19 protein-coding genes and 1 riboswitch are annotated in these 17774 nt (G+C 64.1%); of the genes, 11 read left to right on the top strand and 8 right to left on the bottom strand.

Translation table 11 applies throughout. The annotated features are described in order from the left end of the window. The first annotated feature begins 296 nt into the window (after positions 1–296). Entirely contained in the window at positions 297–1058 is a 762-nt protein-coding gene (locus tag QZ409_RS21040; protein WP_296715266.1) for a hypothetical protein, read from the top strand. On the opposite strand, the gene hpnE is transcribed toward QZ409_RS21040, so the two are convergent. From hpnE to hpnA, 5 genes are read right to left on the bottom strand one after another with little or no spacing between them, the layout of a single operon-like run. Then, positions 1033–2301 carry a hydroxysqualene dehydroxylase HpnE gene (gene hpnE / locus QZ409_RS21035; RefSeq protein WP_296715570.1) on the bottom strand — a complete coding sequence of 423 codons (1269 nt, stop codon included), beginning with the start codon at positions 2299–2301 and terminating at the stop codon, positions 1033–1035. The two genes, QZ409_RS21040 and hpnE, sit on opposite strands and share 26 nt — an antisense overlap. Beyond that, positions 2301–3140 carry a presqualene diphosphate synthase HpnD gene (hpnD, locus tag QZ409_RS21030; protein ID WP_296715264.1) on the bottom strand — a complete coding sequence of 280 codons (840 nt, stop codon included), beginning with the start codon at positions 3138–3140 and terminating at the stop codon, positions 2301–2303. Before hpnD ends, hpnE begins: the two co-directional genes overlap by 1 nt. After that, a complete protein-coding gene (gene hpnC / locus QZ409_RS21025; protein WP_296715261.1) occupies positions 3140–4027 on the bottom strand; it encodes a squalene synthase HpnC in 888 nt (295 codons plus the stop codon). The genes hpnD and hpnC overlap by 1 nt, the downstream gene beginning before the upstream one ends. Next, positions 4024–5232, bottom strand: coding sequence for a glycosyltransferase (locus tag QZ409_RS21020; RefSeq protein ID WP_296715258.1), 1209 nt, complete (start codon positions 5230–5232; stop codon positions 4024–4026). Before QZ409_RS21020 ends, hpnC begins: the two co-directional genes overlap by 4 nt. Further along, the gene (gene hpnA / locus QZ409_RS21015) at positions 5229–6230 is read right to left on the bottom strand and encodes a hopanoid-associated sugar epimerase (protein ID WP_296715256.1); all 1002 of its coding nucleotides are present in this window, start codon (positions 6228–6230) and stop codon (positions 5229–5231) included. The genes QZ409_RS21020 and hpnA overlap by 4 nt, the downstream gene beginning before the upstream one ends. Positions 6231–6536: 306 nt before the next feature. Here hpnA and QZ409_RS21010 point away from each other — a divergent pair, with 306 nt between their 5' ends. The 6 genes from QZ409_RS21010 (at position 6537) to cysN (ending at position 12452) form a co-directional block, all read left to right on the top strand. Beyond that, the gene (locus QZ409_RS21010; RefSeq protein WP_296715255.1) at positions 6537–6860 is read left to right on the top strand and encodes a DUF2849 domain-containing protein; all 324 of its coding nucleotides are present in this window, start codon (positions 6537–6539) and stop codon (positions 6858–6860) included. Between the two features lie 96 nt (positions 6861–6956). Continuing rightward, positions 6957–8627, top strand: coding sequence for a nitrite/sulfite reductase (locus tag QZ409_RS21005; protein WP_296715252.1), 1671 nt, complete (start codon positions 6957–6959; stop codon positions 8625–8627). Further along, positions 8614–9141, top strand: a complete 528-nt coding sequence (locus tag QZ409_RS21000; RefSeq protein WP_296715250.1) for a DUF934 domain-containing protein — start codon at positions 8614–8616, stop codon at positions 9139–9141. Before QZ409_RS21005 ends, QZ409_RS21000 begins: the two co-directional genes overlap by 14 nt. Then, entirely contained in the window at positions 9134–9925 is a 792-nt protein-coding gene (locus QZ409_RS20995) for a phosphoadenylyl-sulfate reductase (RefSeq protein WP_296715249.1), read from the top strand. The genes QZ409_RS21000 and QZ409_RS20995 overlap by 8 nt, the downstream gene beginning before the upstream one ends. Then, entirely contained in the window at positions 9922–10824 is a 903-nt protein-coding gene (gene cysD / locus QZ409_RS20990; protein WP_296715247.1) for a sulfate adenylyltransferase subunit CysD, read from the top strand. The genes QZ409_RS20995 and cysD overlap by 4 nt, the downstream gene beginning before the upstream one ends. Then, positions 10824–12452, top strand: a complete 1629-nt coding sequence (gene cysN, locus QZ409_RS20985) for a sulfate adenylyltransferase subunit CysN (RefSeq protein WP_296715243.1) — start codon at positions 10824–10826, stop codon at positions 12450–12452. Before cysD ends, cysN begins: the two co-directional genes overlap by 1 nt. 5 nt (positions 12453–12457) lie before the next feature. Here the strand turns inward: cysN and QZ409_RS20980 are convergent, their stop codons facing one another. The 3 genes from QZ409_RS20980 to QZ409_RS20970 all read right to left on the bottom strand — a co-directional run bounded on the left by QZ409_RS20980 (position 12458) and on the right by QZ409_RS20970 (position 13996). Then, positions 12458–12838, bottom strand: coding sequence for a hypothetical protein (locus QZ409_RS20980; protein WP_296715241.1), 381 nt, complete (start codon positions 12836–12838; stop codon positions 12458–12460). Positions 12839–12868: 30 nt separating this feature from the next. Next, positions 12869–13309, bottom strand: coding sequence for a DUF3775 domain-containing protein (locus tag QZ409_RS20975; protein ID WP_296715239.1), 441 nt, complete (start codon positions 13307–13309; stop codon positions 12869–12871). Positions 13310–13399: 90 nt separating this feature from the next. Next, positions 13400–13996, bottom strand: coding sequence for a hypothetical protein (locus tag QZ409_RS20970; RefSeq protein ID WP_296715237.1), 597 nt, complete (start codon positions 13994–13996; stop codon positions 13400–13402). Between the two features lie 167 nt (positions 13997–14163). Here QZ409_RS20970 and QZ409_RS20965 point away from each other — a divergent pair, with 167 nt between their 5' ends. From QZ409_RS20965 to thiC, 4 genes are all read left to right on the top strand, one after another. Next, on the top strand, positions 14164–14676 hold the full coding sequence (locus QZ409_RS20965; RefSeq protein ID WP_296715236.1) for a L,D-transpeptidase: 513 nt from the start codon (positions 14164–14166) through the stop codon (positions 14674–14676). A 107-nt stretch (positions 14677–14783) separates the two neighbouring features. Further along, positions 14784–15242, top strand: coding sequence for a Spy/CpxP family protein refolding chaperone (locus tag QZ409_RS20960; protein WP_296715234.1), 459 nt, complete (start codon positions 14784–14786; stop codon positions 15240–15242). A gap of 35 nt (positions 15243–15277) precedes the next feature. Further along, complete coding sequence (locus QZ409_RS20955; protein WP_296715232.1) at positions 15278–15550, top strand: hypothetical protein; 273 nt, start codon at positions 15278–15280, stop codon at positions 15548–15550. Positions 15551–15704: 154 nt separating this feature from the next. Beyond that, a riboswitch (TPP riboswitch) is annotated at positions 15705–15800 on the top strand. A 44-nt stretch (positions 15801–15844) separates the two neighbouring features. Next, positions 15845–17686 carry a phosphomethylpyrimidine synthase ThiC gene (gene thiC / locus QZ409_RS20950; RefSeq protein ID WP_296715230.1) on the top strand — a complete coding sequence of 614 codons (1842 nt, stop codon included), beginning with the start codon at positions 15845–15847 and terminating at the stop codon, positions 17684–17686. The last annotated feature ends 88 nt before the right edge of the window (positions 17687–17774 follow it).

Here is a 17774-nt window from a genome sequence, read left to right as displayed (position 1 = left end):
GCCTCCAAAGCGATCCGTTGTTATTTTAACACAAGCTTGGCAGAGGTGACCGTGACGATGGTCACGCCAGCAGCGTGGCCGCTTCGATTCCAGAGCGGATCGCGCCTTCGATGGTTGCGGAAAAGGGATCTGGGTGGCGCGCTTTTCCTTGATAATTTGCAACGATGGCCCCGGATTCGATGGCGCCGAACCTTTTATGCGATCCGCGGTTTAAGTGGTGCGGCAATTTTCAGAAACGCGCCTTGAAAAGCGTCCGGCGCCCCGCGCGACAAGCCTGAAAAAGTCGGGAGGAAAACATGAGTATGGAATTTCCTCATCTCGGTATCGTCATCGACGGCGACGGTCTCAACAGTGCCGATCAGCGCCTTTACGAGATTAAGTTAAGCAACATCCTGGTGTTGCTTTCCAAATTCGCCGTTCCTCGCGCCATTTTTCGGAAAATCACCGCGCATGGCGGCGTCGAGATCGTGCCATGGAATACTCAGGACGCGAAACAATTCGGCGTGTGCAACGCAACCGGAAACCAACCCGGAGAGGATTGGCCCGAAATGAGGGCTGGATTTTTCACCGTGCCGGGACGGGCGACCGTGCATTACTCTCCCGATACATGGATGACCGGTTCATGCGCGAGTGGACCCGGTTCAAAACCGGACGAGATATTGCTGCATGAACTTGTTCACTCGGCCCGTTTCACGGGCAGGGACTTCAATCAAAAAACCTTGACGGGGCCGATGAGCGGCTATGGCGACGAAGAGGAGTATTTCGCCGTCCTGGTGACGAATATCTACACATCCGAGACGGGCGGAACCAATTTGCGCGCCGACCATGCGGGCTTTTCGAATTTGTCCGCCAAATTGAGCAAGTCCGAGGATTTCCTTCGCATGCCGGAGAATTACAGGCTTGTGAAGAAATTCTGCTCCCAGCACCCCAATATCGCTCCGATGATCGCCACGGCGAACGCAGCCTTCAACCCGGTCAAGACCTTTTACGAGTGGAAGAACAGAGACTTCGAGCCGGATCCGGTCCAGTGGGTCATTGACCAGGCGCGGACGCGGTAGAAAACGACCGATCGGCGCAGAGGCGCGCCGCCGCGACGCCCGAGCGGATCGCGCCCTCGATGGTCGCGGGAAGGCCGGTCTGGGTCCAGTCGCCGGCGAGCGCGAGATTGCGCCATTGCGTCCCGGCGCCGGGACGGAGCGCGTCCTGTTTCGGCGTGGCGGCGAAAGTGGCGCGCTTTTCCTTGATGATCTGCCACGCCGGCAAAGGCGCCGAAAAGCCCGCCACGGCCTGGACTTCTGCCCAGATCATGTCGGCCAATTCCTCGCGCGACGTCGCCAGAAAGCGTTCGGCGGCGCTGATGGTCACGGAAAGGCGGTCGGAAAAGCCGAACAGCCATTCGCTCGCCCCGCCGATCACCCCGGTCAGCAGCGGCATGTTCTTCGGCGCCGGATAAGCGAAATGGGCGTTGACGATGGCGCGGAATTCGTCCGGCGCCTTGAGGCCCGGCAGCAAAGCCGACGCGACGGGCGCCGTCACCGCGAGCACGATCTTGTCTTCCGGAGCGAGCGTCACGACGTCCTCGCCGAAATCGAGCGCGGTCGCGCGGTCGCCCTCAAATGTGATCGCGCGCAATTTGGCGCCGAAGCGAATGTCGGCGCCGCGCGCGCGCAAAAAGTCCAGCGCCGGGTCGATGAAGGCGGCCGACAGACCCTCGACCGCCACCAGCGGGCGGCAGGCGTCGCCCCCCTCGGCGAAGGTCTCGCGCACGATAGCGCCGGCCAGCGCCGCCGAGGCCTCGGCGGGATCTGTGTTGAGCGCCGATATGAAGAGAGGGTCCCAGAGGTTGCGGGCGATCTCGCCCGTTCCCAGCACAGGGCGCAGCAGCTGGTCCGGTTTGGCGAACAGCAGCCTGACCAAAGCGAGATAATCCAGACCCGCCGTATTCGGCACGCGGCGGTCCGGCATGAGAATCCACCACGGCAATTTTCCGGCGTTGGGCCGCAGCGTCCAGCGCCGGTTGCGCGCGAGGTCGCAGAAATCGAATGTCGCTTCGTCCGGCCCGGCGAGCTTGGCCTCGCCGCCGATCTTTTTCGCATAGGCCAGAGCGGACGCGTTGCCCGACAGCAACAGGTGATTGCCGTTGTCGATGGTCATGTTCAGACTTGAATCGAAATAAGATCGGCAACGTCCGCCTGCCTGCGGCGCCGCCTCGTAAAGCGAAATCTCCGCGCCGGGGCTGAGTTCGACAGCCGCCGAAAGGCCGGCGAGGCCCGCCCCGATGATGTGAACCCGCGCCATGATCAGAAAAACCCGTAACGGAGGATCGCGACCGCCAGCGCCAGTTTCGGCGTGCCGATTTTTTCGCGCGGCTGTTTGAAGCCCCGCGCCTCCAACTTCCGCCAGATCGCGCCATAGGCCAGGCTCATGATCTTCGGCGCGCGAATCTTTTCACGGGGCTGCGCGGCCATGATGGCGTCGGCCTGCTCGAAATGCTGTTTCGCCTGTTGCAGCAGCGGCAGGCAGATCGCGTCGAGATTGGCCATCGCCGTCACCTTTTCCGGCGTTGGGTCCTGAATCCCGGCGGCGGCGAGATTTTCGCGCGGCAAATACAGGCGTCCGATGGCGGCGTCCTCATCGACGTCGCGCAGAATATTGGTGAGCTGAAGCGCGCGGCCGAGATGATGGGCCAGCGCTATTCCCTCGCCTTCCGGCAGGCCGAACACCCGTACCGAAAGCCGCCCCACCGCGCTCGCCACGCGGTCGCAATAGAGGTCGAGCGTCGCCGTGTCCGGCGCGACAATGTCGGAGTCGACATCCATTTCCATGCCGTCGATCACGGCGAGGAAATCCTCGCGTGCGAAACTGAACTCGCGCAAAGGCGTGACAAGCCCCTCCGCGAGGCCGGCGTGACCGCCGTCGTAAAGCGCCTCGATGGCCCGGCGCCAGGACTCGAGTCCGGCCTTTTTGGTAGCCTTGTCGCCACCCTCGTCCGCTATGTCGTCCACCGCGCGGCAGAAGGAATAGATCTCGAACATGGCGTCGCGCTTTTCGCGCGGCAGGATCGCCATGGCCCGGTAGAATGAGCTTTTGCGCGCGCGCTGGCGCGCGACATCGGCCGCCTCGTCGATCGCCGCGGACATCAGGCCCTCCGCCCCGCGAGATGGGAAAAAGCCTCGCCGGCCGCAGCGATGATTGAGCCGGCCAGCATCTGGCCCTTGCCCAGTTTCACGTTTTCGCTCAGCGGATCGCGCGCGATCAGCAGATCGGCGATGGCGAAGGCGTGGCGCACCACCACCGCGATCTCCATGCTGAGGCGGAAATCCTTGATCTCGCGCGGCAGGCCGGCGCCCTCTACCAGCAGGGCGCGGTTCCGCACCGCGAGATCGCGCAGGCACGCGCGCAATGCCGGCGTCGCCTTTTCGGCGGCAAGATCCTCGACCCGCGCGCCCGCCGCCGCCAGCGCGTCGCGAGGGACATAGACGCGGTCGATGGCGCGGTAATCCTTGGCGCAATCCTGCAGATGATTATTGATCTGCAAGGCGGCGCAAACGGCGTCGGACGCCGGCCAGAGGTCGCGGCTCTCGCCATGGACGTCGAGCAGGAAGCGCCCGACCGGCATGGCCGAAAGGCGGCAATAATCGATCAGTTCGTCCCAGCTCTCGTACCGGTTCTTGTCCACGTCGCGGCGAAAGGCGTCGAGCAGGTCGCGGGCGTGGCGGTCGGTCAGGCCGCGCGCCGCGAGTTTGGCGCGCAAGGTCACGCCGAGCGGCTCGGCGTCGCTTTCGCCGATCAGGCTGCGGTCGAGCTGGTCCAGCAGCGCGCGCTTGGTTTCAGGCGGCAGGGTCGGATGGTCGGCGACGTCGTCGCCCGCGCGCACGAAATCGTAAAAGGCGAGGATCACCGGACGCAAAGGCGCGGCGATCAGCAGCGAGGCGACGGGGAAATTCTCGTCGCCGCCGCTCTTGCCCGAGCGCAGGCTTTCCGCCGTGACCGGCGCGGATTTGGCGGCGCTGTCGGCGGCGCTCATGACGTCTCCGTCTCGATGGTTTTCCGCGCCTCGCGCGCTGGATAAGCAACATGCGCCTGCGCGCGGCCTTTCCACATGCCGCCGCGCCCGCGCCAATATTGCAGGGCTGAATCGAGCGTATAGACCATATAAAGCGCGGCGATAAGCGGCAAAACCAGCGCGCGCCAACGCGGCAGACCGTAAAAACGCTGGATCGGCGCGAAACTCACGCTCATCAGCACATAAGCCGCGATCCCGCACAAGCCCGCGATTCCGGGGGCGGAAACGGCGAGCAGGACGGGCGCGAAAAAAGTGAGCGCGAGGCCCAAAACCGCGCCTGCGAGCCAGACCGGCGAGAAGCGCAATTGCGCATAAGCCGAGCGGGACACCATCTTGTGAATATCGACGAAGCGCGGATAGGGGCGCAGCGATTGCAGCCGCTGCGACAGGCCGAGCCAGATCGGCCCGACGGTCTTCATGCGGGCGCCGAGCGCGCAATCGTCGATCAGGGCGTTGGCGATGGATTCGATCCCGCCGGCCTTTTCGAGCAGGTCGGCCCGGGTCAGCATGCTATTGCCGGCGGCCCCGGCGTCCCTTTTCCGCACGTCCGAGACCCAGCGGAAGGGGTAGAGCATCTGGAAGAAATAAGTAAAAGCCGGGATCATCCATTTCTCGGCGGCGCTCTGACAGCGCCACGTCGCCATCAGGGACACCATCCCATAACCGCCGGCTTCCGCCCGCACGACCACGGCGCGGAGATTGTCCGGGCGATGCGCGATATCGGCATCGGTGAACAGGATATAGCGCGGAGCGAATGTTTCGCGTGCCAGCCTCACGCCCTGCGCCATGGCCCAGACTTTGCCGGTCCAGCCCTGCGGCGGCTGCGCGCCGGAGACGATCACGAGCCGTTCCGCACGCCCGGCGCCGGCGGCGCAGGCGCGCGCGATTTCCGCCGTGCCGTCGGCGCTCTGGTCGTCCACCAGAATAATGTGAAATTCGCCCGGATAATCCTGCGCCAGCAGCGAGCCCAGGCTTGTCGCGATGACCGAGGCCTCGTCGCGCGCCGGGACGACGGCGACCACGCTGGGCCACTGGCCGGGCTGCGGCGGATCGTCGAGATCGTCGCGGTCGAGGCAGCGCCAGAAATTTCCGCGCGCAAAGACCAGAACCAGCCAGATCGCAAGGACCAGCAGTCCGAGCCAGATCTGAACGTCAGCGACGCTCACGCGATCATGCCCTTTTCGCGGAACCATTCCACGGCGTCGGCCAGAGCCTGCGCATAAGGCCGCGCCTGATAGCCGAGTTCGCGCTCCGCCTTGGCGGAGGAGAAATACATGCGGTATTTCGCCATGCGCAAGGCGTCGGCGGTGATGAAGGGCTCCTTGCGCGTGATCTGCGCCACGGCCTCCGCCGCGTAAGCCAGCGGAAACAAGGGGCGACGCGGCACTTTGAGCCGGGGTGGCTGGCGCCCGACCAGCGCGGCGATCTCGCCGAGCATCTGAGCCAGCGGCGCGTCCTGACCGCCGAGAATATAGCGTTCGCCGATGCGGCCCCTGTCCATCGCGGCGAGATGGCCGGCGGCGACATCGTCCACATGCACGAGATTGAGGCCTGTATCGATATAGCCCGGCATCTTGCCGCTGGCGGCCTCGACGATGATGCGGCCCGTCGGCGTCGGCTTGATATCGCGCGGACCGATGGGCGTGGAGGGATTGACGATGACGGCGGGCAGGCCCTGCTCCGCGATCAGCTTTTCGACCAGCCGCTCGGCGATGGTCTTGCTCTTCTTATAGGCGCCGATCGCCTGGTCCGGCGCGGCGGGCGACGTCTCATCGACGGGGCTGCCCTCGATATTCAGCTTGAGCGTCGCCACCGATGAGCAATAGACGATGCGGGTCACGCCCGCGCGCAGGGCCTCCGCCATGACATTGCCCGCGCCGACGCGGTTAGCCTCGATGATATCCCTTGGGTCCGGCGCCCAGATGCGATAATCGGCTGCGACATGATAGAGCTTGTCGACGCCGTGCAGGGCCGGCCGCAGCGAGACGGCGTCGCGCAGATCGCCGATGACCACTTCGGCGTCGAGTCCCTCGACATTGCCGCGCGGCGAATCCTTGCGCGCCAGCAGGACGACGCGCTCGCCGCGCGCGATCAGTGCGCGGGCGACCGCCGCGCCGACAAAACCGGTGGCGCCAGTGACCAGAGTTTTTCCGCTCGAACGCATGGAGCTCCCGCCTTTCTTTCGGCAATCTCCTAACATGCCTCGCGCCGCGCCTGAATGGCGAAATGCGCCAGAAGCGGATAGCGGCTTCGATTTCAGGCGTGGGCAGTAAATTCTTTTCTTTTTGAGCCTGACAATCTACTAAAACAGCGTTTTCTATCTCCAAAATGAGCAAAATTCAAAATTATTTTCTTATTCTGCTCATTGAAACGTCATTCGCTCCGAATTATTCTCTCCCAAGCAGCGCGAAAGCAATTTTTTCGCGCGTCTGAAGCAAATTCGCATCCGAAGCAAAATGAGGAAATTCATATGGCCGCCGTGAAGCGACCTCCCCTGCCGGTGATCCTTGTCGCCAACGACCTGCTGGAAGGCGACGTGGTTTACGCCGTCGCAGGCGGATGGACGCGCGACCCCCGTCAGGCCCTGGTCGCCGGCGACGAGGCCGCCGCTCAGGCCCTGGAGGCATTCGGCGCGACCGAATTGCGCCAATGCAAAGTCGTCGATCCCTATCTGGTCGACGTGCAGGTTGGCGAGGGCGGCCTTCCGGTTCCCCGCCATTACCGTGAGGTTCTGCGCATGCACGGCCCGAGCGTGAGGCGCGATCTCGGCAAGCAGGCGGATTTCGATTACTGACGCCCGGCCTCATCCGATCCGGCGAAGGACGATCGCCGCGACCTGTCGCGGTCCGAGCGACGACAATTCAAACGCCCAGAGCGGCGAGGTTGACCGATGTATCGTTATGACGAATTCGACGAGCGCCTGGTGCGCGAACGCGTGGCGCAATTCGCCAGCCAGGTCGAGCGCCGCCTTTCCGGCGCGCTGACCGAAGAGGAATTTCGTCCGCTGCGCCTGAAAAACGGGCTCTATCTGCAATTGCACGCCTATATGCTGCGCATCGCTGTTCCCTATGGCACGTTGCACGCGCGGCAGTTGCGCCAGCTCGCACATATCGCCGACGTCTATGACCGCGGCTACGGCCATTTCACCACGCGGCAGAATCTCCAGTTCAACTGGCCGAAGCTCAAGGACGTTCCGGCCATCCTCGGCCTGCTCGCCGATGTCGAGATGCACTGCATCCAGACCTCCGGCAATTGCATCCGCAATGTCACCGCGGATCATTTCTCCGGCGTCGCCCATGACGAGTTCGAGGATCCGCGCCCCATCGCCGAACTGCTGCGGCAATGGTCGAGCCTGCATCCGGAATTCGAATGGCTTGGCCGCAAGTTCAAAATCGCCGTGACCGGCGCCACGCAGGACCGCGCGGTGCTGAAGTCCCACGACGTCGGCGTACGCATCGTGCGCGACCCCGCGACGCAGCAGGTCGGCTATCAGATTCTGATCGGCGGAGGCCTCGGCCGCACGCCCATGGTCGGCAAGGTTCTGCGCGAATTCCTGCCGCGCGAAAAGCTGCTCAGCTATCTGGAAGCCGTGCTGCGCGTCTATAATCTCGAAGGCCGCCGCGACAATAAATATAAGGCGCGCATCAAGATCCTCGTCCACGAGATCGGCATCGACGCCATTCGCGCCAAGGTCGAGGAGGAATTCGCCGCGATCGATTCTCCGCGCAATGACGTCGATCCGCAGGAATTTGCGCGCATCGCCGCTTTTTTCGCGCCGCCCGCCTATGAGAGTCTGCCCGACGTTTCGCGCAAGCTGGAACAGGCCCAGGCCGCGGACGCCGAACTGGCGCGTTTCGTCGAGCACAATCTCTTCCGCCACAAGCAGCGCGGCTATACGGCCCTGACGATTTCCCTGAAGCCCATTGGCCAGGCGCCGGGCGACGCAACCTCGCATCAAATGCGCGTCATCGCCGATCTCGCCGAGAAGTATTCCTTCGACGAGGCGCGCGTCACCCATATGCAGAACATCGTCCTGCCGCATGTGCGCCTCGACGACGTTCCAGAAATCTTCGCCGTGCTGCGCGCCGAAGGCCTCGGCACGCCGAATGTCGGGCTCGTTACCGATATTCTGGCCTGCCCCGGCCTCGATTATTGCGCGCTGGCCACCGCACGCTCGATCCCCGTCGCGCAGGCTCTGGCGGAGCATTTCGCCGATCCCGCGAAACAGAAGGAGATCGGCGATTTCAGCATCAAGATCTCCGGCTGCATCAACGCCTGCGGCCATCACCATATCGGCAATATCGGCATTCTGGGGCTGGAGAAGAAGGGCGCGGAATCCTACCAGATCACCATCGGCGGCGATCCGGGCGAAAATTACGCGCTTGGCGAATTGCTTGGCCCCGGCCTGCCCGCCGAGCTGGTCCCGGAAGCGATCGACCGCGTCGTCGCGGTCTATCTTTCGCAGCGAGAGCCGGGCGAGAGCTTCATCGAAGCCTATCGCCGTCTCGGCCTCGCGCCCTTCAAGGCCGCGTTCAAGGAGATCGCCGATGCTGTTGCTTGATCGCCAGGGCGAAAAGGTCGATTCCTTCGCCCATCTTCAAGACGGCGAGAAAATCGCCGGCAAGACGCCGATCGTTCCGCTGGCCGCGCTTGAAGCGGAACTTGCCGTCCAAGGCGGCGCGCCGCTCGGCGTGCTGGTCGAGAACAATGTCCGCACGGCGGAGCTGGAGCCTTATTTCGGCACGCTCGCGCTGATAGCGATCCGCTTTCCCAGCGCCGCCGACGGTCGAGGTTTTTCGCTCGCCCGGCAATTGCGCGAACACGGTTTTACAGGACTGCTGCGCGCATCCGGCCCGCTGTTCTCGGACCAGTTCCCGCAGGCGCTGGCCTGTGGCTTCGACGAGGTCGAGATTCCCGACGCCAGCGCCGCGCGCCAGCCCGTCGAACATTGGCTCGCCGCGCGCAACCGCATCACCCTCGCCTATCAGCACGAGCACGGGCTGGGCGAGAGCATTCTCGACCTCCGCCGCGCGCGGACGCTCGAAAAGAACCTGAACGGAGCGAAAAATGTCTGAAGACCTTCGCGCCCTCGCCGACGAACTCAACGCCAGTTTCGCCAAGGCCGATCTCCCGGCGCGCCTGCGCCTGCTGCGCGACGCGCTTGGCGGGCGCATCGTCTTCACGACCAGCCTCGGGATCGAGGATCAGGCGCTGACCGATGCGATTCGGGGGCAGGATCTCGACATCGAATTCGCCACGCTCGACACCGGCCGGATGTTCCCCGAAACCTATGATCTCTGGCAGAAGACGGAAGAGAAATACGGCTTCCGCATCAAGGCTTTTTACCCTGACGCCGAGGCCGTGCAAGCTTTGGTCGCCGATCAGGGTATCAATGGCTTCTATTACGGTCTCGCCATGCGCAAGGCCTGTTGCCATGTTCGCAAGGTCGAGCCGCTGGCCCGGGCGCTCGCCAAGGCGCAAGGCTGGATCGTCGGGTTGCGCGGCGACCAGTCGGACCATCGCTCCGGGCTGCGCTATGTCGAATATGACGCGGCGCGCGATCTCATCAAGGCGAGCCCGCTGCTCGATTTCTCCCGCGACGACGTCGTGGCCTTTTGCGAAGCCAATGGCGTCCCGGTCAATGCGCTGCACGAAAAAGGCTTTGTTTCGATCGGCTGCGCGCCCTGCACGCGCGCCATCCAGCCCGGCGAGCCCGAGCGCGCCGGCCGCTGGTGGTGGGAAAGCGAAGACAAGAAGGAATGCGGGCTGCATGTCGCCGAGGACGGCAGCCTCCTGCGCGCGAAAGAATCGGCCCAAGAATTGGCCCAAGAATCGGCCAAGGAATTGACCAAGTCATGATCCAGCTCACTCATCTGCAAAAGCTCGAAGCCGAGGCCATTCACATCTTCCGCGAAGTCGCGGCGGAATGCGAAAAGCCGGTCTTCCTCTATTCCATCGGCAAGGATTCGGCGGTCCTGCTTCATCTGGCGATGAAGGCTTTCTATCCCTCCAAGCCGCCTTTCCCGCTGCTCCATGTCGACACGACCTGGAAGTTTCGCGAGATGATCGAATTCCGCGATCAGCGCGTGAAGGAGCTGGGGCTGGAGCTGCTGGTCCATATCAATGAAGAGGGCGTGAAGGCGGGGGTTGGTCCGTTCGCGTCCGGCTCGCGCCTGCATACCGACGTGATGAAGACGCAAGCCCTCAAGCAGGCGCTGGACAAATATGGTTTCGACGCCGCTTTCGGCGGCGCGCGGCGCGACGAGGAGAAATCCCGCGCCAAGGAGCGCATTTTTTCGCTGCGCTCGGCGGAGCATCGCTGGGACCCGAAGAACCAGCGCCCCGAACCGTGGCGGCTCTATAATACCCGCAAGCGCCCCGGCGAAAGCTTCCGCGTTTTCCCGCTGTCCAATTGGACCGAAGCGGACGTGTGGGACTATATCGCCAAGGAAAACATCCCCGTCGTGCCGCTCTATTTCGCCAAGCCGCGCCCCGTGGTGCGCCGCGACGGCTCGCTCATCATGCGCGACGACGACCGCATGGAGCTGCGCCCGGGCGAGAGTGTGGAAAACCTGAGCGTGCGCTTCCGGACGCTCGGCTGCTATCCGCTCACCGGCGCGGTCGAGAGCACGGCCTCGACCTTGCCCGAAATCATCGCGGAAATGCGCAATTCGAAGACCTCCGAACGCGAAGGCCGCATCATCGACCATGACGGCTCCGCCTCGATGGAGCAGAAGAAGCAGGAAGGCTATTTCTGATGGCTTACGCCCTGGCGGAAACAGACCGCGTCAAAGAGCCCGCCGGCGCGCCCGCCCCGGCGGCGGCGGCCAGCGTGCAGGACAAGGCGCTGCTGCGCTTCATCACCTGCGGCTCGGTCGACGACGGCAAATCGACGCTGATCGGCCGCATGCTCTATGATTCCCAGATGATCGCGGACGATCAGCTCGCCGCGCTCGACCGGGATTCCAAGAAATTCGGCACCCAGGGCGGCAATCTCGATTTCGCCTTGCTGGTGGACGGCCTCTCCGCCGAGCGCGAGCAGGGCATCACCATCGACGTCGCCTATCGCTATTTCAAGACCGACAAGCGCAGCTTCATCGTCGCCGACACCCCCGGCCATGAGCAATATACCCGCAACATGGCGACCGGCGCCTCCACCGCCGATCTCGCGATCATTCTCATCGACGCGCGCAAGGGCATCCTGCCGCAGACGCGGCGCCATTCCTTCATCGTCTCGATGCTCGGCGTGCGCGATGTGGCGCTGGCCATCAACAAGATGGACCTCGTCGATTACAGCGAGGCCCGCTTCAACGAGATCGTCGCCGCCTATCGCGAGATGGCGCGCGACCTGAACTTCCGCACCATCGCGCCGCTGCCGATCTCGGCGCTGAACGGCGACAACATCGCCGCCTTGTCCGACCGCACGCCCTGGTTCCAGGGCGAGCCCTTGCTGCGTTTCCTCGAAAATGTCGAGACCGCCGGCGACGAGCCGGGCGAGGCGCCCTTCCGCTTCCCGGTGCAATGGGTCAACCGGCCCAATCTCGATTTCCGCGGCTTTTCCGGCTGGGTCGCCAGCGGCGCGGTCAAGGTCGGCGACGAGGTCGCCTCGCTCCCCTCGGGCCGCACCAGCCGCGTGCAGCGCATCGTGACCCAGGACGGCGATCTCGACATCGCGATCGCCGGGCAATCCGTGACGCTGACCCTCGCCGACGAGATCGACGTCTCGCGCGGCGACGTACTCGCCGCCGCCGGGCGGCAGCCGGAAATCGCCTCGCAGTCGCAGGCCCGCCTGCTATGGACGGCCGAAACCGACATGCATCCGGGCGCGTCCTATATCGTGAAGCTCGGCGCGCGCACGGCCAACGCCACCATCGCCAAAATTCATCATCTGGTCGATATTCACACCTTCGAGGCGGCGCCGGCGCGTCCGCTCGGCCTCAACGAAATCGGCCTCGCAACGCTGCGTTTCGACCGCCCGATGATCCTCGCCGATTATCGCGACAGCCGCGATCTCGGCGGCTTCATCCTGATCGACCGCATCACCAACGAGACCGTGGCTTTCGGCCTGATCGACCCCAAGGGGGCGCCCGGCGCGGGCGAGACGGTGGAAAAGCCGGCGCAGGCGGTTTCCATCTGGCCGCAGGTGAAGTCCAAGCTTCAGGGCAAGCTCGCGCCCGCGCTGTTCAGCGGGTTGTGCGTCGGCCTCGGCGCCGTCGCGCTTGGCGCGAGCGCCGCCACCGGCATTGCGCTCGGCCTCGCCGACGCGGTCCTGCGGCCGCTGGCGCGCGGGTTCTACACCGATTATCGCCGCAACGCCTCGCGTCGCGCGGCGGCCAAACGGACGGCTGAGCGCGAGGAAGCACTCAACGACGGCGACGGCATCTAACGCGGTCAGAAGCCGACGCCCACGCCCCAGCTATAGACGGTGGCCGGGCCATAGACATAGGGACCCGGCCCGTAAACGCGGACGCCGGGTCCATCCGCGAAGCGCGGGCCGCGCTCCGAGACCGCATAGCCGCGCGCGAGCATGCAATCGGCATAGGCCGAATCATACTGGCCTTGCAGGCCGAACTGACCCGCCACGGCGGCGGCTTGTTCCGTCGCGGCCCGGGCGCGCGCCCTGCAGTCGGAAGCGTCCCGGGCGAATTTGCGGTCGCTGACCTGTTGTTCCGCGACGGCGCTCACGCTCGGCCCAGACGGGGGCGGGCTGGCGCAGCCGCCAAGGGTGAGGACAAGGCAAAGCGCGACAGGCGCGATCCTGGCAGGGTTCATAAACTTTCTCGTCAGCAAATTGGGGCGCGATCAGACGTCGGCGTCGGGGCCGACATCGAAATCCCGGCAGGAATGGCCGAAGGCGGCCAGCGCGTCTTCCAGATAATCCGGCAGCAAGGGTTCGCCAAGAAGGTAACCGACGGTCGGCGTTTCACTGCGCTCTCGCGCCTGGGCGACGGCGTCTTCCCAGTCCTTCGGCTCGAAATCGCCGCGCCCGATCCACAGCAGGGCGACAAGGGCGGTCGCCTCGTCCACGTCGAGGTCATCGACGAACTGCTTAAGCTCCGCATGAACCGGACCATAGGCTGCGTCGGTCAGGATCGAGCGTTCGCCGTCGTCTGTCGCATTGGAGGCGTCGGGCTTCGAGCCTTCGTCCTCGCTCAATAATTCGCGCGCCTTGGCGGCGATGAAGCAGACTTTCTGCGGATTGATATCCGGCATGGAAGGGGTGGATTCGTCTATGGTGCGCATGATTGACCCCGTAACGCCGCCTCGAATTGGCCGCCTCGGATTGAATCAGCCGCACTATAAACCCTTGCGGGCAAAACGCCTTGCGAAGGGTCAACGATGCGGCTCGATGGTCACGCTTTCGAACCAGCGCGTCCCCGGCTGGATATGATAGCGATGCTCGCCCGTGAAAAAGGCGGTGCCCAGATCCGCCGGCGGGCTCGCGATCTCGTCGAGGTCGATCGATTGCGGCTTCCCGATGAAGCCGTCGGAAGTCATGGTCAGAGAATAGACCAGTCCGTGAGCCATTTTCGCGCCGTAATCCGCCGGGCGCTTGTAGACGAATAGCAAGTCATGTTCGAGCCAGGACAGGTCCCGCGCCGTCACGACCCGAGGATTAGGATAGGGATAGGGCACGTGACAGAGAATTTCCGGCCCCTCGATACATTTGAACTCGCGCATGGACAGAAAATATTGCGTGAATTTGGTGTCGTCGAAGTCGATTTTGAAGCGCGAGCTGTCGCCGTCCGACGTGAAGGTCACCGTCCCGACGGTGAGCGCCTTGCCGTCTTCCATATGCAGGACGATGTCCTTGACGCCATCGAGCGCCGCCTCGCCCGCGAGGGCCGCGTCCGCCCCAAGCGCCGCCTGGCCAGCGAGCGCGGCCGAACCAGCGGCGAGACTTATGGCCAGAAAGAGCCCGCGCCTCATCTTTTTCTCCCCGATCCGATCGTTCTTTTCCCGGCAGTCTGGAACCGCGCCCGCCTTTGCGCAAGCAGGACCATCGAGCAAGCCCTGAGGCTGCCGGAAGCGGCGGTGACAGGGGGCGCGGAAAATGCCACGCTCAGGTTTTATGGCGGAATGCGCGGAGGCGCCCTTTGATCCTGCGTCTGGTCTTCATCTCGACCCTGCTGGCGGGCGCTCTGGCGCTGCCCGGAGCCGGGGCGGCCCGGGAAAAAGTGCGCTACGAAACCTCTGCCGCGCCCGGAACCATCGTGATCGACACGGCCCGGCGAAAGCTGTTTTTCGTGCTGGGCGACGGAAAAGCGATCTCCTATCCGGTCGGCGTGCCCCGACGCGGCTCGGAATGGTCCGGAACGGCCAGCGTCAATGGAAAATATGTCCGGCCGGACTGGATTCCGCCGCCCGACGTCAGAGCCGAGGCGCCCAACCTGCCCGACCGCGTCAGGGGCGGCGCGCCGAACAATCCGATGGGCGCCCGCGCCATCACGCTCGACCGCTCGGACATCGCCATTCACGGCTCGACCCAGCGCATGCGCGCCTCCATCGGCGGCGCCGTTTCGCATGGCTGCATCCGCATGCGCAACGAGGACGTCATCGATCTTTACGACAGGGTCAGCGTCGGAACCCCGGTGCTGATGACGCCGTGACCCCTTGAGCGCGGGAAGCGAAGCTCAGGCTTGTGGAAGCGGTCAAATGGAGGCATGGTCGGCACCGAATTCGGCTTCACCGTTTCTGCTTTTTGAAGAAGGGCTCCATGAAACACTTTCTCTTCGCCGCCGCCATCTCGGGTCTGCTGGCTTTCCCTCTGGCGCATCCGGCTGCGGCGCAATCCGCCGACGCCGCGGCGCAGGCGCAGCAAAGCGAGGCGGACCGCCTGACTCTCATCGAAGCGCGCATCGCCGCCGTGAAGACGGGATTGCAGCTGACCCCGGCGCAGCAGAAGGATTGGGACAATCTGGAAAAGATCGTTCGCGAGGTCATCGCCGCGCGCGCGGCGCGCCAGGTCGCCGATGTGAAAGAGGCCGCCGCCTTCCGCGACAAGGACGACGTCGTCTCTGGCATGAAGCTCGCCGCCCGGGATTTTTCCGCGCGCGGCGCCGAATTAAACCGGGTCGCGGACGCCGCCGCGCCCTTGTTCGCCAGCATGGACGCCGCCCAGAAACATCGCTTCGCCGTGCTTCTGCATTCCTTCTCGCCCACGGCGCAAAAGTGAGCCGTCCCGCGCTCGAAGCTTGAAAAGAGGTTGAGATGCGTAAAAGCTTTCTGGCGGCTGGCGTGGCCGGGTTTTGCGCCGTTGCGGCGCTGGGTTCGGCTCTAGCCCAGTCGAGCCTGACCGTGCATCCGCGCAAGGGCATCCCCCTGCCGGCCTATGTCACGTCGAACGAGGACTGGCTCAATCCCGGCAATGTGCCGACCCCGGGCGAAGTTGACCGCTCAAACAACTATTCCCGCCTGGTCGAGGACCCGATCGGCAATATCGTGCCGGTCGGCCCGGATTACGGCCCGATGCCCTGGAACTGACACGGCGGCCTTGTCGTCCGCCAATACCGCCGGGGGCTCGCAATCTTGCGCGCGCCCGGCGCCTATACCGCGCCATAACGGCTGCAAAAAGCTGGTGCCAATTGACGAAACCGCCCAAGCTTGCGCGTCCTTCGCAACCCTGCTAGCCTCAAAAATTCGAGCCATGGGGTGCTGCCTGAAGGGCGGCTGAGATCAAACCCATTGACCTGATCTGGATAATGCCAGCGCAGGGAAGGCGGGCGGCAAAGCCGCGTCTCTTTCTTGCGCCATAATCAAAATGCGTGGGAGAGAGTGATGAACGTCCATTCCAAGAACGTCCGCACGCCGGAAACCGTCACCACCGGCCCCCTGCCCGGCTCGCGAAAAATCTATCTCTCCCCCGCCTGTTCGCCGGACATGCGCGTGCCAGTGCGTGAAATTCCGCTCGATCCATCCTGTAGCGAGCCGCCGCTGCGCGTCTATGACCCCTCCGGCCCCTATACCGAGACCGATGTCCGCGTTGATCTCGCCGCCGGCCTGCCGCAGGTGCGCGAGAGTTGGATCGCCCGCCGCGAGGGTCTCGAAACCTATCCGGGCCGCGCCGTGAAGGCCGAGGACAATGGCAATGTCTCCGCCGAGGCTCTGGTCGCGCCCTGCCCCGCCCAGCGCATTCTGCGCCGCGGCCGGGAAGGCGGGCTCGTCACCCAATATGAATTCGCCCGCGCCGGGATCATCACCGAGGAGATGATCTATGTCGCGCATCGCGAGAATCTTGGCCGCGAGACCGCGCTGGCCGAGGCCGCCGAGCGCATCAAGGACGGCGAAAGCTTCGGCGCCGAGATCCCGGAATTCGTGACGCCGGAATTCGTGCGGCAGGAAATCGCGCGTGGACGCGCGATCATCCCGGCCAATATCAACCACACCGAACTTGAGCCGATGATCATCGGCCGCAATTTCCTGGTGAAGATCAATTCCAATATCGGCAATTCGGCCGTCACCTCCTCGGTGGCCGAGGAAGTCGAGAAAATGGTCTGGTCGATCCGCTGGGGCGCGGACACGGTGATGGACCTCTCGACCGGCCGCAATATTCACAATATCCGCGACTGGATCCTGCGCAATTCGCCCGTGCCGATCGGCACGGTGCCGATCTATCAGGCGCTGGAAAAGGTCGATGGCGACGCGCTGAAGCTCGATTGGGAAGTGTTCAAGGACACTTTGATTGAACAGGCCGAACAGGGCGTCGATTATTTCACCATCCATGCCGGCGTGCGGCTCGCCTATGTGCCGCTCACGGCCAGCCGCGTCACCGGCATCGTTTCGCGCGGCGGCTCGATCATGGCGCGCTGGTGCCTGTCGAAGCACAAGGAGAGCTTCCTCTACGAGCGCTTCGACGAGATCTGCGACATCATGCGCAAATATGACGTCTCTTTCTCGCTCGGTGACGGCTTGCGGCCCGGCTGCAACGCCGACGCCAATGATGCGGCGCAATTCGCCGAGCTGGAGACGCTGGGCGAGCTGACGAAAATCGCCTGGGACAAGGGCTGCCAGGTCATGATCGAAGGCCCCGGCCATGTGCCGATGCACAAGATCAAGCACAATATGGACAAGCAATTGCGCGAATGCGGCGAGGCGCCCTTCTATACCCTCGGGCCGCTCACAACCGATATCGCGCCGGGCTATGACCACATCACCTCGGCGATCGGCGCGGCCATGATCGGCTGGTTCGGAACCGCCATGCTCTGCTATGTCACGCCGAAAGAACATCTCGGCCTGCCGGACCGCGACGATGTCAAGACCGGCGTCATCACCTATCGCATCGCCGCCCATGCGGCGGATCTCGCCAAGGGCCATCCGGGCGCGCGCCTGCGCGACGACGCCATGAGCCGCGCGCGGTTCGACTTCCGCTGGAACGATCAGTTCAACATCGGCCTCGATCCCGACACCGCCCACAAATTCCACGACGAGACCCTTCCCAAGGAAGCGCATAAGGTCGCGCATTTCTGCTCGATGTGCGGGCCGAAATTCTGCTCGATGAAGATCACGCAGGACCTGCGCGAGGAGTCCAAGGCCATCGCCACCGCGCAGGCGGAACAAGGCATGGCGGAAAAAAGCGCGGAATTCCTGGAAAAGGGCGCCAAGCTCTATCTGGAAGGCTGAGAGCATTTCTCCGTAATCGCGACCCATCGCGATTACGGAGCCCCTCGCATGAGCTCGGCGTCGCGTTGGCTCCTGACCCGGCCCTCAT

The organism is Rhodoblastus sp. (assembly GCF_019449565.1).
Classification (GTDB): domain Bacteria; phylum Pseudomonadota; class Alphaproteobacteria; order Rhizobiales; family Beijerinckiaceae; genus Rhodoblastus.
The sequence above is the reverse complement of the archived record's forward strand: the minus strand, read 5'-3'. Positions and strand labels throughout refer to the sequence as shown.